The organism is Leptolyngbya sp. DQ-M1 (assembly GCF_039962505.1).
Classification (GTDB): Bacteria; Cyanobacteriota; Cyanobacteriia; order Leptolyngbyales; family Leptolyngbyaceae; genus Leptolyngbya.
The window spans coordinates 663417-681306 of record NZ_JAMPLJ010000002.1 but is presented as its reverse complement, the minus strand read 5'-3'; the positions used below and the strand labels follow the sequence as shown (position 1 = coordinate 681306).

At 47.9% G+C, this 17890-nt stretch carries 7 protein-coding genes; all 7 read left to right on the top strand.

The annotated features are described in order from the left end of the window. Positions 1-10: 10 nt before the first annotated feature. The 7 genes from NC981_RS09090 (at position 11) to NC981_RS09060 (ending at position 17878) form a co-directional block, all read left to right on the top strand. Complete coding sequence (locus NC981_RS09090) at positions 11-1150, top strand: hypothetical protein (protein WP_348242533.1); 1140 nt, start codon at positions 11-13, stop codon at positions 1148-1150. 8 nt (positions 1151-1158) lie between these two features. Continuing rightward, a complete protein-coding gene (locus NC981_RS09085; RefSeq protein WP_348242532.1) occupies positions 1159-1962 on the top strand; it encodes a phage baseplate assembly protein V in 804 nt (267 codons plus the stop codon). A 111-nt stretch (positions 1963-2073) separates the two neighbouring features. Continuing rightward, the gene (locus tag NC981_RS09080) at positions 2074-2397 is read left to right on the top strand and encodes a hypothetical protein (RefSeq protein ID WP_348242531.1); all 324 of its coding nucleotides are present in this window, start codon (positions 2074-2076) and stop codon (positions 2395-2397) included. Positions 2398-2399: 2 nt separating this feature from the next. Beyond that, complete coding sequence (locus NC981_RS09075) at positions 2400-2756, top strand: GPW/gp25 family protein (RefSeq protein ID WP_348242530.1); 357 nt, start codon at positions 2400-2402, stop codon at positions 2754-2756. A 1-nt stretch (position 2757) separates the two neighbouring features. Further along, positions 2758-5433 (top strand): putative baseplate assembly protein, encoded by a 2676-nt coding sequence (locus NC981_RS09070; RefSeq protein WP_348242529.1) that lies wholly within the window; start codon positions 2758-2760, stop codon positions 5431-5433. Then, entirely contained in the window at positions 5430-11732 is a 6303-nt protein-coding gene (locus tag NC981_RS09065) for a putative baseplate assembly protein (RefSeq protein WP_348242528.1), read from the top strand. The genes NC981_RS09070 and NC981_RS09065 overlap by 4 nt, the downstream gene beginning before the upstream one ends. Continuing rightward, on the top strand, positions 11729-17878 hold the full coding sequence (locus tag NC981_RS09060; RefSeq protein WP_348242527.1) for a hypothetical protein: 6150 nt from the start codon (positions 11729-11731) through the stop codon (positions 17876-17878). Before NC981_RS09065 ends, NC981_RS09060 begins: the two co-directional genes overlap by 4 nt. The last annotated feature ends 12 nt before the right edge of the window (positions 17879-17890 follow it).

The following is a 17890-nucleotide window of genomic DNA, read 5'->3' as shown; positions in this document are numbered from 1 at the left end:
GGAGAACAGTATGTTGCCAACGGGGATTACGTTAACAGTACGTCTCGGCGAAAAGAAAACCGACCCTGCTCCCCGACTGATCGTGGATGCGATTCAATCGGTGGAAGTTACTCATCGAGATGAGGGGCGATCGGGCTTTCAGATCGTGCTGCAAGTGGGTCGTTTAGGCCCTGCGGATTTAAAGAACTATCAACTGCTCAAACATCCGCTCTTGACACCCGGTCATCGGGTCATCCTAATCGTTACCCTCAATGCCAAAGCCTATTTGCTCATAGATGGAATCATTACGCATCAACAGTTTTCACCGAGTATGGAGCCAGGTGCTTCTAGCTTCACAATCACCGGTGAAGATGTGAGCGTCATGATGGATCGAGCAGAAAAGCCCGCTCAACATCCAAAGCAAGATGAGCAGAGAATTGTTGAACAGTTGCTCAAGAACTACAGCGATTATGGTGTGCAGCCTCAAGTGGAAAAACCACCCTTGAGTGCGCCTTCTGAGCAAGACCGCATCCCCATGAAGCAAGGTACCGATCTAGGACAAATTCAGTTTCTTGCCCAGCGCAATGGCTTTGTCTTCTACATCACTCCAGGCCCTGGATTAGAAAAGAATACTGCCTACTGGGGGCCACCGAAAAAACCGAGAGAAAAAGCCCAAAAAGCCCTCACTGCGAATATGGGTTCGTACACCAATCTCGATTCGATTAGCTTCCAGCACAATGCGCTCTCGCCTACTAAGGTGGTTGGTCGATTGCAAGATCGCCAAAGCAACCGGATTGAAGACTTTACGATCGCAGACAGCGATCGACCCCACTTATCCGCCAATCCATCAATCCAAAACAAAACTTGTGTGAAGCAAACGTTTTTCGAGCAAACCGGACACACCCTCACTGAAGCCCGTAGCCGCGCCCAAGCGATGACAAACAAATCGGTGGATGCTGCTGTGACGGCGACAGGAGAAGTGGATACTGTGCGTTATGGAGCACTGCTGCAAATCCGGCAACTGGTAGGGCTACGGGGACTGGGCTATAGCTATGACGGTCACTATTACGTGAAACAAGTTACACACAAACTGCGAAAAGGAGAGTACAAACAGAGCTTTACGCTAACTCGTGAGGGGATTACCTCAACTGTTGATCGATTACCTGTGTGAGATCCAACATGCGAAAGTTTTTTGGGAAATATCGAGGCAAAGTTTCGGCTGTGGCAGATCCGCTGAATTTAGGGCGCATCCGAGTTCAGGTACCGTCCGTTTTTGGAGCCGAGCGGAATTCTTGGGCACTTCCTTCCGTTCCTTATGCCGGTAAGGATATTGGGTTCTTCACAGTGCCGCCCGTGGGATCGAACATTTGGGTGGAGTTTGAGGAAGGTAATCCCGATTATCCGATTTGGAGCGGTTGTTTTTGGGGAAAAGATGAATTGCCGCAGTATGCCAAAGTCGAGCAACAGGACAAAGTGCAGGTATTTAGAACCCATGGCATGACCCTTACACTCAGTAATCTGGAGAACAAAAAAGGATTAACGATCGAGGTAGAGTCGCCCACGGTCGAACGGAAACTAAAGATGATTTTTAATGCAGAGGGCATCGAAATTAATAACAAGGACGAAACCACGATTAAAATCAAAGCTGATATCATTGAACTAAAAAATCGAGCCAATTCAACCGTCACCCTGACAGCAGACACCATTCAGCTCAAAGAAAGTAGCACTGAAACTAAATTGACAGCCACTACGATCGATTTGATCTGCAATCCAGCGACAGTCAAGCTATCATCCGCCTCGGGAATTGAGTTAAACAATAGTCCTGCTAGCACAAAACTAAATTCGACGGGCATTGAACTGAGCGTTGCAGCCCCCAGCGTAAAGCTTACGCCTGCTCAAATCGAACTTAGTAATGCTGCCGCTAACATCAAGCTTTCACCCGTCACCGTGAATGTTAATAACGGCGCATTAGAAGTCATTTAGTTCAGCTTACCGTTGCAACTCCTGCCACAATCTTTCTCTACCGCCTCTCTCTACCGTGCGATCGCGCTTCCTTCTTCCTAATTCTCCTCATTGCCCCTCAGAGGATATGTTATGCCCGGATTCCTACTCAATGTTTCTAGTGTTGTGATTTGTGCCCACGGTGGACAGGCAAAACCCACCATGCCAGTCCCGCGTGTGCAAGTCATGGGAATGCCCGTAACAGTACAGCCACCGCCCTATGTCATTGTTGGGTGCGCCAACCCGCCCCCACCTGCCAACGTTGGGCCTTGTATCACTGGAATGTGGATTGTAGCGGCTCTGCGGGTCAAAGCGATGGGAATGCCAGTTTTGTTGCAGGATAGCCAAGCAATCTGTGCCCCTACTGGAACACCGCTCACGGTTGTTCTGACGCAGACGCGTGTGAGAGGAATGTAATGATGGATATTGCTTACCCTTTTGAAATCGATCGTCGGGGACGAGTCGCAGAAACGCCCTACGAAGCTCACGTCCGCCAAATGATTGAGCAGGTGCTGTTTACCAATCCGGGAGAACGAGTCAATCGCCCTGACTTTGGTTGCGGCTTATTACAACTGGTGTTTGCGCCGAATAGCGACGAACTAGCTACCGCTACTCAATTTCTGATTCAAGGTGCACTCACGACTTGGTTAGAAGATGTGATTGTCGTGGAGGGAGTTCAAGTCGATAGTGACGACTCTCGCTTGGTGATCACGATTCAATACATTGTGCGCCGAACTCAGCAGCGCCAGGTTAGCCGATTTGTCCGGGAGGTCTGAGATGCTCAGCCAGTATCACTGCCAGAATCAGCTTCGCCGTCAGATCGCTCGCACTCAGCCTGGAGTGGATGGGCAGTATGTTAACGGCATTGACTATCTGGAGGTTGCTTCGGATCAAAATACGGTGATCGTTCATCTGCTGCACGAGCTACAGAGCAACGATCGCTTCACAGCAGACAACATTCAAATCACAACCGCTACAGGTCAGAGTGTTGCGATCGACAGTGCGAGTGCCACGGGTAAACGGTTCAGCCTGCGGCTGAAACCGGATGGCGATCGCGCATCTAGCTATTTCTTGCGCTTGGTGGCATCTCCACTACAACGCCTCCAATTAGGGCAATTGAACAGCATCGAGCCACCGACTGGATTCGATCCCCAACTCTCTGAAATTCAATTCTCGTTGCGATCACCGGGTAATAGCGACATTGATTGCAAACCTCAAGCTCCGCCATTAGATGCGATCGTACCGCCACCGGAGATTGACTATCTGGCAAAGGACTATGCTAGTTTTCGGCAACTGATGCTCGATCGATTAACCATCACTCTGCCGAAATGGAAAGAACGGAACCCGTCAGATATCGGTGTGATGCTGGTGGAGATACTCGCCTACGCTGCTGATCACCTTAGTTACCATCAAGATGCGGTGGCGACAGAAGCCTATCTCGGAACGGCTCGCAAACGGGTTTCGGTGCGTCGTCATGCTCGCCTGTTAGATTACTTTGTGCATGACGGATGCAATGCACGAGCTTGGGTCGCTTTAGAGGTGGAAAAACCGCAAGCAGATCCGCAACGATTCAATCCTAGAACCGATGGGATTCACCTTTTGGGAGCTTCCCCCCGCGATCGCCGTGCTGGAACTCGCTTCTTCAGCCAAATTAACGGATTGCCTCCCGTATTGCATCCGCACGACAATCAAGAGCAGATCCGCCAAGCCTTGAATTCTGATGCCCAAGTCTTTGAAACCTTAGAGAACATTACGCTATACCAAGCTTGCAATAACATTCACATTTACACTTGGGGAGAACCAGACTGCTACTTGCCTGTGGGCACTACTCAAGCAACGTTGAAAGATTCCGGCGGTAAGTTACAGCACTGTTTAACTCAGGGAAAGGTGCTTATCTTCGAGGAAATCCGCAATCCCAATACGGGCAAAGGACAAGGCATTGACTTGACTCACCGCCACGCCGTTCGGCTCAAGAACGTGCAACCTAAAACAGACCTGCTTCTAGCAGATGCCAATGATCCAACTCAATGCCAAAGCTTAGTTGAAGTGGAATGGTATGCAGAAGATGCACTTCCCTTTGATCTATGGATTTCTAAACGCATTGAAGGCAGAGTTTACTCCGACATCGGTGTAGTCCGGGGCAATGTCGTTTTAGTGGATCACGGTCGCACGTATCCAGATGCTGTGATCGACAAAGATCTGATTGAACCAGCAAAAGCGCAAGCAAATCAAAATCCAACCCTTTTGGATGCCAGTAAACTGAATCGGGTGATGCCGCTCGATCGCTACCGCCCTCGCCTCAAATATAGTCCTCTCACTCAACAAAGCTATGTCTTGAGTCAACAGGGTGGATGGGTGTTAGTTGACCCTGAAAAAGCGGCTAGAGCGGTGCTGAAGTGGCAAAACCGCGAGACTCGTTCTCGGCTTGCCCAGAAAGAATATAAGGCACAAGAAGCAACGCGAGAAGAACTGGATCAAAAACGGCGGTTTGTGCGTCCCAGTATTACCCTGAAAGAATACAATGCTCAGGAATTTAGCTGGAACTATCAGCGGGATTTGCTCAATAGTGAGCGATTTTCCCGCGATTTTGTCGTCGAGACCGAAGATGATGGACAAGCTTATCTGCGCTTTGGTGATGGCGTGTTAGGCAAGCAGCCCGAAGTTGGGACTTATTTTGAAGTAACGTATCGGGTAGGCAATGGGAGTGCGGGCAATGTGGGTGCCGAGGCGATCGCGCATATTGTCAGCGAGCAGCAGGGCATTCTCGCTGTTCGTAATCCTATACCGGCTCAAGGCGGGATTGATCCAGAACCGATCGAGCAGGTCAAATTGTATGCTCCTCAAGCGTTTCGGGTGCCGCAACGAGCAGTAACGACAAAAGATTATGAGGAAGTAGCTCAACGCTTTCCAGAAGTGCAAAGAGTCCGGGCGACTCAGCGCTGGACGGGCAGTTGGTACACGATTTTTCTAGCTGTCGATCGCGAGGGGGGCAAACCCTTAGACGAGTCGTTTACACAAAATCTGCGATCGTTTTTAGAACCCTTTCGCATGGCAGGGCAGGATCTCGCGATCGAGGAACCGCGCTTTGTGCCGCTGGACATTGCGATCGCGGTACAGGTTGATCCTGGGTATTTCCAGACGGCTGTGAAGCAAGCCCTCGTAGATGTTTTTAGTAACCGTGTGCTTCCCAATGGGCAGGTTGGATTTTTCTATCCAGATCAACTGACCTTTGGGCAATCGATCTTTTTGAGCCAGGTGATTCAAACGGCGGTACAAGTTGAGGGCGTTCGATCGGTGGAGGTGACTCGCTTCCAACGCTGGGGTAGACGTGCTCAAGCAGAACTCAAAACCGGAGAAATGACCTTTGGCGCTTTAGAAATTCCTCGCCTGAATAACGATCCTGGCAATCCTCATCAAGGACGCATTGAATTTAACCTGGAGGGCGGCTTATGAACGGCATTCCTGATCCCCCAAAAATCAATAATCGCCCTGGTTTATCCGCATTAAATTACCGAATTGGTACCTATCTTACCTTTCGGGAACGCTTGCTGGCTCACTTACCGGAATTGCTCCCCCGACTGAAAACCCGTGATCCAGAGGACAGTGCGATCGCGTTGCTGGATGCTTGGGCAGTTGTTTCAGATGTGCTGACGTTTTATCAAGAACGCCTTGCCAATGAAGGTTTTTTGGGAACCGCCACGGAACGACAATCCATGATCGAATTGGCGCGATTGGTGGGATACGAACTCAAGCCAGGGGTGGCTGCGAGTACCCAGATTGCGTTTACGATCGAAGACAATCCTGAAGCACCGGACACGGTTCTGATTCCCCAGGGAACACAATTGATGAGTGTTCCCAATGAGGGAGGTGCGCCTCAAACGTTTGAAACGAGTGAAAATTTGCTAGCGCATCCCCACTGGAATGCGCTGAAGCCACGTCTTACAAAACCGCAGGTTATTACGCGCAATACGAGCCAACTCTATCTTGCAGGCATTAATACATCGCTGGCAGCAGGAGATTGGATTTTACTCACGGGAATAGAAGACCAACAGCCCAAGCGGTTTTTGCTCACTCTTACTACAGTTCAGGAGAATCTGGAGGCTGACAACACTTTCGTTACCTGGGAACCGCCACTAGAGCTAGACGGTAAAACAATCCTCCGCAACCCCAAGATTTTTGCGTTTCGACAACGGGCTGGACTGTTCGGCAACAGTGCTCCTCGCTGGCAGAACGTTTCCGATGACATCAAGCGCACCGTGGGCAATGCCAAACTCAGAGGAGGGGTCTTTGCGGCTTCTACGACTGCTGAGTCACCTGTGTGGGAGGCGAACAGCAAGGGATTGCCTAACCAAGATATTTTTTGTCTTGCATCTAAATCTACGAATCAAACCAAATTGCTTTTTGCCGGAACAGCCGGAGGAGGAATCTTCCGCAGTAGTATTCCAGCGTCTGAAGCGGATTCCATGCAATGGACGGCAGTGAATACGGGATTGAACAATCTGAATGTGCAAGCCTTGTTTGTGCACGATGAGCGAGATCTGTTTGCTGGAACTCCTGGAGGCGGAGTCTATCGATCGAAGGACAATGGCGACACCTGGAGTCCGATTCATATTGGCAATGTCCGTGTTGAAAAAGGCGCGGGAAATCAAATCAAAGCAGTGAATACGGGTTTGCCGAATGTGGTTGTGCGCTCATTGCTCGCCTATGCAACGGGGCAGACTTACTATATTTTTGCGGGAACAGACGATAGCATCTATCGCACGACCAACCAAGGACAAGATTGGTCTTCAGAAAAGATTTCAACAGATATCCAAAATCCAAAAACCTATAAGCATCTACAGGGCTTGCCCAATCGAGTTGTGTATGATTTGCTGAGTATTTCAGAAACTTCAGGAATTACAACTGGCAAAATTGAGACAGCTTCCGGTAACAAAACAATTACAGTTAAAGATGCGACTAATACTCCTGTAATCGGTCGCCCGATCGCTGTTGATGGGCAAACTTGGAAAATCACTGAAATTAACACGATTAAAATCAATCTTGAGCAAAGTTTTGACGCTAGCGTGATCAGTGGAGCATCGTTTACATCTTCTACAGATGCAGCTGGGACACTTAGCGAAATTAGCGGTACAGCGATAACGGTTGAGTTGCCGAAGGGAACCCTGAAGACTGGAGATACGCTCACTGTTGGGACACAAACGCAAAAAATTTCCAAAATAGAAAGCTATGTACTTACACTTGATCGGAATTTTCCGAAAGATTTAGAGAAAAAATCATTTGAGTCTACATTAAGTAAAATTTTTGCAGCAACGGATCAAGGAATCCATGTTTCCATTGATCATGGCGAAAGTTGGGAAGAACCTCTTTCAAACAAAATTACTTACTCGTTAACAACTTATCAAGTTGGAACAGATGCCTATTTATTAGCAGGAACAAATGAAGGGGTCTGGTATTACTCCATCAATTCATCGCCACCAACCTTAGAAAAGCAACTAAAAAATGTAGAAGGGACAACTGTTTTTTCGATCTATGCGGATGATACCGTTCAAAAAGTTTTTGCAGTGACCGAGCAGGGCATGTTTCAAGCGACCCTGCTTCCACCTGCTGATCAAAACTGGCAGTGGAAAAAAATTAATGAAGGGTTAACTACTACAGATTTGACTTCGATCGTCATCAGTCCAGATACCCAGAAAGTATTTACTAGCGCACGTTTTTCTGGCTTTGTTGAAGAAAGACAAGATCCTTCAGAACCAGCAGAATGGAAAAATTTTCATGTCCGGCAGAACCAAGTTGATCTAGATAGTCTTTATCCTAAAGTCTTGAAAGATAGCTGGATGGTTCTAATTAATCAGAAAGACGGCAATCAAGCTGATGCCGACAAAACACCCACTCACGCTGTAGTACAAGTTGCAGACGTTTCAACCGTTCAGCGTCAAGACTTTACATTAGACACAAAAGTTACTCGTATTTTGCCAGAACAAGATATTAGTAACTTTAGAGATTTTGGCTTGCGGACAAGCGTTGCATTAGTTCAAAGCGAATTGTTAACGATCGCAGAAGAAAGCCTAACGGTTTCTGTACAGAAGGAGAAAGTTTTTCAAGATCCAATTTGGGATAATGAGATCTTCTTGAACCAGTACACTCATGGTTTAGCACCAGGCAAAATGCTCGTTGTGAGCGGTAAGCATATTCGCGCAAGGGCAAATACGGGAGGGATCTTTCGATCGCGCAATTGGGATTTTTCCACAGCAAATCCTGTCGATAAAGCTGTTCGATCTCTTGTCATTTATCAGCCTGATAGTGCTATCTTTGCTAGCACTAAAGATCAAATTTTATACTTTGAGAATCAGGGAAAATCCTGGAAAGAATTGATTAAAAATCCAGAGAACAAAGAGGTTCAGTGCCTTGCAGCCCATACACGAAAAGGAGGCGGAGAAGTCGCTGCAAATGACGGATTGAATATACGAATTAGTGGTAGTATTTCTGATTCCAACAAACCGCAAGTTGGAGATACGATCGTTATTGAGAAACAATCTAGAATCATTACCAATATTAAGGATGAAATCCCTCAGCAAATCTATCTCACTATCGATCGTCCGTTGTCCCAAAATTCATGGAGGTCTCGATCGTATGATCTCAACACATTGTTTGCGGGAACAGAGGACGGAGTTTTTCGCTTAAGTGTGAATGCTGATAAAAAACAAGCATGGCAGAGAATTGCTAGTATCAATTCCGTTCGCTCTTTAGCTGTTAACTCGGTAGATGGGCAACTTTACATCGGAACGGATCAAGGTGTATTTAAGCAAACGACCTCAACTCAGCCACAGTTTATTAGCGAATCGAAGCTAGAACTAAAGTCCGTCACGGCATTAGTAGTTTATACAAAATCTGACACTACCTATCTTGTTGCTGTAACTGCTAGTTCAGAAGTGTTTCGATCGAACAATGATGGTAGTTCTTGGGACTTAATTAATAATCAAGATCTGAATCAGGTTAGTAGCTTAGCTGTGAATTCTCGCAAGAATTATTTGTTTGCAGGAACCACACACAAAGGTGTGTTTCGTTCTAACGATCATGGTAATTCTTGGGAACCGCTTAATTTTGGATTGGCAAGTCCAGAAATTTATAGTCTTGCGATCGATACCGAGAAAAGATTCCTGTTAGCAAGTACCAATGCAGGGATTTTCTGCTCGTCCGATGATGGTAAAAATTGGACGGATGTTCACTGGGAGCATACGAATCAAGGTCTTGCTTACCATACTGTCCAAGCACTGGCTTCTGGTCGCATAGACAATCAACTGTATCTATTTGCTGGAACTCGATCGGGTGTTTTTCGCTCCAAAACTGAAGCAGAAAGTTGGGAACCTGTGAATCAAGGGCTACGAAATCTAGAAGTTCAAACCTTGCACGTTGAATCGATCTCAGGCTCTGACTCTAAGGTTTTTGCCGGAACAAAGGAAGGATTGTTTTATTCTAGCGATCGCGGCAAAAGCTGGGAACCTATTAACCTTGGTGTTGTTCGTCCCAATGTACAAACCTTAATGAAGTATGAGCATCAGGATCAAAAAATTCTATTTGCAGGAACAACAAGCAATGGAATCTATAAATCGATCGATATTGGTCAAACCTGGATGCCTGTTGGTTTAACCAAGCAGAACGTCCGAACCTTAGCCAGCCGTAATGGAACGATCGTCGCAGGCAGTTATGGCAATGGTATTTTTCTTTCTACTGATCAAGGCAGCAGTTGGAAAGAATTAACAGATACTCGAACCGGAGCAGTCACAATTTCTAGCACAGGCGCGATCGTCACCGGAGAAAAAAGTACTAACTTTTTAGCAGAACTCAGACCAGGCGATACGCTTGAAGCAGAAGGACAAACCCGAACAGTCATTAGCATCGATCCGAACAATCCTGCAATCCTGGTGGTCGATTCTCCTTTCAAACCTGCGCTCAAGCTAGGAACACAGTTCACGCTTCACACTGGTCTATCAAATCTATACATCACTGCTTTGGCATTAGTTCCGTCCGGAACATCCTTTGTCCTGCTTGCTGGAACTGCGGGGAGTGGAATCTTTCGATCGACCAATCAAGGGCAACGCTGGGAAGCCATTAATACCGGATTGAATCCCAATGATTTAGAAATTCGCTGTCTTCGCTTTGATCCAGAAACTCAGGATTTGCTTGTTGGCACTGCAATGAGTGGTGTGTTTCGATCAATTGATCAAGGCGCCTCCTGGAAACCGCTAGGAACCAAGCTACCCAATGCAGATTTTCAAACCGAGCTGACCAATATTGATGTTCGCGCCATTTTGATTGAACAGCGCAATCTCTATGTTGGTGGAATTGGCATCTTATCATCACTGGATTCTCTCACCTCTGTAGAACTACAAGTCGATGACTTGCTCCAAGTCGTGAAAGCCCCAACTGTCCTATCAGAAACCGATTCTAACTTCCAAACCGCAAAGCAATGGATTGTTTCTGATCGCAACGGGTTTCAAGGCAAGCTCACGATCATAGATGCTAGAGATATCCAGTTAGAACCCGCGATCGAAGACGATCCGATCGTGAGTGAAACCTGTGTTTTGCAAGTTCCTCCTGACGACGAAGACCGCCCTATTCTGACGCTCGCACAGCCCTTGCAATATAGCTATGATCCAGCAACAGTAAGCGTTTATGCAAATGTAGTTGAAGCAACGCATGGTGAAACCGTTCGCGAAATCTTGGGCAGTGGAAATGGTGCGATTCCCAACCAACGCTTTGCCTTAAATAAGCCACCGCTAACCTATACTGCCGCCCCAACCCCCAGCGGTGGTCAGAGTACGCTCAAAGTCTTTGTCAATGACGTTGAATGGACGGAGGCTGCTTCTCTCTATCCGCTCAGCAGGCAAGATCAACGCTACATCGTGCAAATTCAAGAAGATGGAACGACCCTGCTCACGTTTGGCGATGGTCAACGGGGCGCACGGTTGCCCAGCGGACGGGAAAATATCTCGGTCGTGTATCGCAGTGGAATTGGTCTGAGTGGACAAACAGGAGCCGGTCGCATCAGTCAAAAGAAAACGGGGCCATCGAGTATTCTGGGCGTGACCAATCCTCTTCCCGCCACCGGAGCTGCACCTAGAGAATCGTTAGACTCAGCCCGCACAAGCGTTCCTGCCATAACCCGCACCCTCGATCGCATTGTGTCGCTACAGGATTTTGAAGACTTTGCCCAAACCTTTGCTGGAATTGGAAAAGCTCAGGCAGTGTCATTGTGGAACGGCGAAGCAGAAATTGTACATCTGACCGTTGCGGCAGTGGCAGGAGAAACGGTCGCCACCGATTCAGACCTGTATCGCAGCTTAGTGAGCGCGATCGATGCCGTTCGGGATCCCATTCAACGAGTTCAAGTCAATTCGTTTCAACCGCTCTTTTTCAAATTGGACGCAAGGTTTCTTGTGCAGGCGGGTTATCAAGCAGATAAGGTCGAGGCTGCTATCTGCCAGCAGCTTTTAGCTCAGTTTGCGTTCGAGCGACGAGCCTTTGCTCAACCCGTGACCCAATCTGAAGTCATTGCTGCCATTCAGTCTGTTCCGGGGGTTCTGGCGGTCGATCTAGATGCCCTACATCGGCGCGATGCTAGCCGAACGCTTCAGTCGAGGTTATCTGCTAACCCGGCAGCCTGGGATGCCCAGAAAAACCAAATTCAGCCTGCTCAATTGTTACTGCTTCGTCTCCCGAATATTACGCTCACCCCAGTTGCAACGCTATGACTCTCCCTTCAGATCGCCTCTATAAACTATTACCCGCGATTTACCGCGAACGAGATCTCGATCGACAAAAGCTCCGAGACCTCAAACAGCAAGACCCGCAAGAACTCGACCTCGAACGGCAAGACCCGCAAGAACTCGATCTTGAACGGCAAGAACTCCGATCGCTGCTGAGGTTGATTGAGCAAGAACTGAATGTTCTAGAGGGCGATATTGCCGAACTCTACGAAAACTGGTTCATTGAAACTTGCGCGGATTGGGTGGTTCCGTATATCGGAGATTTGTTAGGCGTGAGCGGGGTCAGCACTCGTAATGCCATCACAAGCTTAAGATCGCGCACTTACGGGCAACAGGAACAACGAGCTTATGTCGCCAATACGCTAGCGTATCGGCGCAGAAAGGGAACTGCTTCGGTTGTAGAACAACTGGCGCGAGATGTGACGAGATGGCAGGCTAGGGCTGTCGAATTTTTTGAGCAACTGGCAATCAGTCAAAATGTGAACCATATCCGCTCTGGAAATGCGACCGTCGATCTGCGATCGTCCAGTGCTCTCCAACGGTTAGGAACCCCATTTGAACAACAGGTTGCTTACACCGCAGAAGTGCGCCAACAAGGTCGTTATAACATTGCTAACCTGGGTCTGTTTCTCTGGCGGCTGCAAAGTTACCCCATTACTAAAGGAAATGCTGGCGTTCTTCAAAAAGTTCATCCTTCACTCCGCGATCGCTGTTACACGTTTAATCCTTTAGGAGATGCCAAGGTTAATCTCTTTAACCAACCTCAAACGCAAACAGAGATCACACAGCTTGCTGAGGAAGTAAATGTTCCAGGCAAATTACGACCTGACCCAGACTATGCTGGATATCGTGCGGAGCCACCCGTTTTTCAAATTTTCATCAATCGTCAGCCCCAGCCAATTCCAGCCCAAGAGGTGCTGATCACTCATCTGGAGATCGACGAGAATACCCAATTAGAAACTCTACAACAAACGCCGTCTCTATTGACGCAACCTCCAGCAGCAACTAAAGTCGTTGCCGTCAATCCTAAATTGGGACAGATCGCTTTTCTCAACGACAAACTCCCTAGCCAAGTAGAAGTCAACTATGCCTATGGTTTTAGCGGTGATATGGGTGGCGGTTCCTACGGTCGCGGTGCATCGCTCACACCACTTTGGTCTTCAGAACAATTGTCTTCAGAGCTATGGATAAACTCATCTTCTAGGGAAGACGCAGACAGCAAATATCTATATCCGTTGTATTGGGAAGTGGAACAAGCGCGATCGGGCAATCAAAACCCTCTAGCTGAAGCTGTTCAGACCTGGAATGGAACAGTGAAAGCTTGGCAGAATTTGCATGATCTGACTCACATTCCCCTTGCCCAGATCACTATTTCTCCAGGTCGAGTGAGCCAGAGCCAAGCTAACACCCGCCCTCGGTTTCATCCGGGAATTGTTAAGGGATTGAGCGCGATCGCAACTATCGGAACCGATGAAGTGATTGTGAATACGGGATTAGCGGTCGATGCTCAGGGACGTGCGATCGAGTACGACCAAATAGATGTCCTGCACCTGAGCCAGTTGAGTGCTCAGCTTCGAGCAGAACGAACACTCTGGATAGTGCTTTCCTATTGGGCAACCTCGATCGAACCTCGCTATCAACTGAATGTCATTTCTCAAGCGCAAGTAGAGCAGTATTCGGAAGGCACTTATCTACGATTAGTTGGACTTAGCGTCGATGCCCAAGGCAAGATTGAAACCTCGTTTACGCCGCAATCTGGCTCCTTCCAACCCGGAATTGTACAGGGCTTGACAGTGCTCACGCCTCCAGAGACTTTAGAAGCGATCGTGACCCCAGGAACCGCAGTAGACCAATTAGGTCGAACCATGCTTCTCGATCGCAACATCCCGATTGATCTGAGAGACTATCAAAATCAAACGATCGTCTTGGCGATTGTGTATTCTGAAATGCCCGCTGATGCAAACTGGCAAATCCATATTCTGCCTAAAACAGAGCTAGAGCACTATCCCCAAGCAATATATATTCGGTTGGCAGAGATTTCTGTACCTATTGTCAAGACTGATATTCTTGATCGCCCATCTAACCTGCCTCCTTTTACACCTGGTGTGATTCAGCAGCAAGATTTACAGGTGCAAGCCGAGAAAGGAGCTTGGAGCTTAACCATTGCTGCGGGGAGAGCGATCGGTGCAACAGGAGAAGAAATTCAGCTAGACCGTCCCTATCGAATTGGCAATTTAGCACGCTATCGCAATCAAACCGTGACAGTTGCGATCGCGGCTCGATCTCAGCCCTGGGAACCTAAGTGGGAGATCAAATTTCTGAGCGCTGAAGCCGCCGCCGACCCTGTAAACCAGCACTATTTGAAGTTAGCTCGCTTGTCGATCGGACTCACAGGAAGACTCACAGCGTCGCCGATAGATGCCCGTGTTCAATTCAATCCAGGCATTATTCAGGGTCTGAGTGTCACTTCACTATCCAATGGCAAAGTGAGCGTTAGCGCAGGGAAAGCTGCTGATTGTTTAGGACGATTGATCACCTTAGAAGAGCCGTGTGAAGTGGATCTCGGCAAGTACCCTCATCGATCGCTAGTTCTCTTCGTTGCTCACGAACGAAATCAGGGATGGAAACCCCTTGATGTGAAGCCTGCTGAAATGAGCAAAAGCTGGCAACATCTTGGGACTGTTCCTGTAGAACCTCAGTTCCAAGATAAACGATCGAAGAAAATGGGCGTAATTCTTGTGAAAGACAATCAGACTTACACAGGAGATCTCACCCTTGTAATTCCCTCCACTGAGAAGCTGCAGACACAGTTAGTGATCGTTGCTGCTAATGGATGCCGTCCTCACCTCTGCGGCGATCTTTCAGTGCAGGCGAGTGTTCCAGTTGGTGCACAGAAATCCTTGTTTCAGCCCGGTGAGTTATTGCTGGATGGGTTTTTAATTGAAGGCAAACTCACGATTCAACCGGGTTATCTCAAACAGCTACGGCTTGCCCATTGCACCCTAGTTCCTCATTCCGAGTGGGGCTTAGAAGTCAAAACTGCATCAACGCAGCCCACTATCCAAGAAGAGTCAAATCGCGATCGCGATGAGGAGCAACCTTCCGATAGCTGGGGATTGCTTGCGATCATGCTTTATAGTCTCACAATGCTGAAGCAACTGATTCAACTCAGCTTCGATCGTCGTGATCTGTCTCCCCAACACCGCCTTCAGCAACTCACTCAGTTTCTCAAAATTGGGCTGTCCCAAGTCTACTGTGCATTACAAGAAAACCTCGCTCAGTGTCAGCGCTCAGAGCAAGACGGCTCCATCGATTCATGCTTGTCCTCATGGTTCTGTCCAGACACCGTTCCAACCAACCTGGGAATGCAGGATGAACTATCCATCGCAATCGACCATAGCATTTGCGGACGCATTCTCCTGGCAGACTCAGTTCCAGAATTAAGCATTCAGGACAGCATTATTGATGTTGGTATTGATGAAAATGGATTGCGCTCCATTGGAAAGACTGCGATCGTCGCGCCGGGAGCAACAGTAAAGATTCAAACCACAACCGTTTTCGGTGCTACGCGAGTTCGGAGCCTCAGCACCAGCGATAGCATTTTTGCTGAACTCGTGTCTGTCCTTGATCAACAATCGGGCTGTATGCGGTTTTGCTATGTTCCTCTTGGTTCAAAAACGCCCTCGCGCTATCGATGCCAACCGGATCTGGCACTCCAAGAACTAACAAAATTACCTGCTGCGATCACTGCGATCGCGATCAATCCAATTAACGAGCAGATGATTTTAGGAACCGCAGGACGCGGTATCTTCGAGTGGGACACCTCAAAGAAACAATGGGAACAGGACTCAAGCACTCCTCCTGCTCTGTTAGATTGTTCTGCACTACACACCTATGAAACAGATTCGCTGCGAGGAACAGGAAAGATTCAGAGTACGGGCATCACTGTTCATGGAACTCACACAGACTTCACCGCTCAATTGAGAATCGGCACTCCGATTGTTGCCAAAGATCAGATCCGAACCGTGAAAGATTTTGCGCTTAAAATTCAAGAAAAGTTTGATCCTGAGTTGCAGAATCAGCCGTTCTTTTTCGTTCCTCTACAGGAGACAGGACAGATTTCAAGCGATCGTACTAAGTTCCAAGTCAGTAATCGCATTTTGATTGATAACTTGAACTTGAAGATAGGAGATGTTGTGCTAGGAGCCGATCAACGCATCAGAACCATTACTGCTATTCATGAGAATGAACTTACTGTAAACGAGCCATTTGGCGAAACCGTACCAGCAAGTACAACCCTATTTTTCCCACACCGATTAACAGGACGCATTTTAAGCGATCGCACCACATTTCAGACCGCTCCAGGCACGCTTCTCGATAATTTCAATGTCGAAGAAGGCAGCATCCTTTTTTCATCCGATCAGCGCATTCGCACCATTGTTAGCATTAACGGCAATGATTTGACCGTCGATGAACCATTCGGTTCCGAGATACCAGAAGAAACTGCGCTGTTTACTGCACAACCTGGAACAGGAACAATTTCTAGCATCGGTGATACTATCATTGGCAGTGATCAAACTAACTTTAGCCGTGAAGTATCAGACAGGGGTATCTTTATCGCTCAAAAACAAGTCCGAATCGTCGCGGGCTATAGCAATACAGTAGTCAGCATCGACGAACCTTTTCAACCCGATTTGGAAACGGAAACCGTTTTCTGGATTCCAAGTCAAGGAAACGGCAATGTAGATTGCAATGGACTAACGATTACAGATAGTACGGTGGATCGCGACACTACCAAATTTACAACACAGCTAAAGAAACAAAGCCTGATTATTATTGGTAATGAAATGAGAAGCATTGAAGATATTGCTTCTGACCATACTCTAACGATCGACAAACCCTTTAGCCGTAATTTATCGAATACTCCCTTCTTCTTTGTTCTAACTAAGCTCTCGCTCTTAGCTGGAGCAGGGGGTGGAGAAGTTTATCGATTGATGGACAGTAAAATAGATGGTAAAACAAGTTGGACTGTTTTGCAGAGCGACAGCCCAATCAGAACAAGAGTTACCGCCCTTGTGGCTGACGCACCACCCTTTAAGGAGGCAATGCTACTAGCTGGAACCGCCGGAGATGGCGTTTTTCAGTTCAGCGAGTCAACGGGTTGGAAGCCGATGAAAGGCTTACCAAACCAGGATATTACTGTACTAGCGATCGATTCAGAAAGACGCATTTTAGTGGGAACGAGAAGTGGTTTGTTCCGCTCGACAGATCAACCTATGCAATGGCGATCGCTGAATCGAGGATTAGAAAATCAGCTTGTTACTGCCCTAGCGATCGACCATAATGGACAACTTTTTGTTGGAACTGAAGCGGGTCAAGTTTTTCGCGCCGCTTATCCGGGCGATCGCTGGTCTGCCGTGAGCCAGAACCTATCTGGATCAACCATCACTTCGTTAGCAATTCAATCAGTGACGGGCAAGATTACGGTAGCTGGGTTGAGCATTCAAGGCACGGATCTGCAACACTTAGCTGAGGGAAGCACGATTACCATTCGAGGACAAACACGGATTGTGGGTAAGGTGAACCCGCAGACATGGGAAAGCACGCTCGATCGTGAATTTTGTCCTGAAGTGTCAGGCGAAGTGCCGTTTACGAGTTCCTATCTGTTTGTAGGCACCATGAGCAGTGGAATTTGGCGATCGAGCGATCAGGGCAAGAATTGGACAGTGGTTACGTCGCCATTCCGCTTGAGCGATCGCAGCATCACCACGATCATTGTCGATGCAAAAACAGGCATGATCTGCGCGGGGACATCGATCGGCAGCGTTCTTTATTCCACCGACCACGGGAACAGTTGGGCTCCTCACAATCAAGGCTTACCCAGCATTGACAATACAATTCCAATTCTGAGCCGCATTCAGCCAATCTGGACTTCTCCTGATCATGGTCAACCCGGTTATGGGCAACTGAGCCAAACCTGTGCTCAAGCAATTCGCCGAGGCGCGGAGGATGGGTCTGAAATGGGTGCGTTCCATTTTCTGAAGCAACCCCAACAGGAAGAAAATTTACGGGCAAGTCTCAAAGAGTATTTGCGGTTTGGTTTGAAAACAAGCATTTTTTACATGACTTAGGGAGCGGGAGCT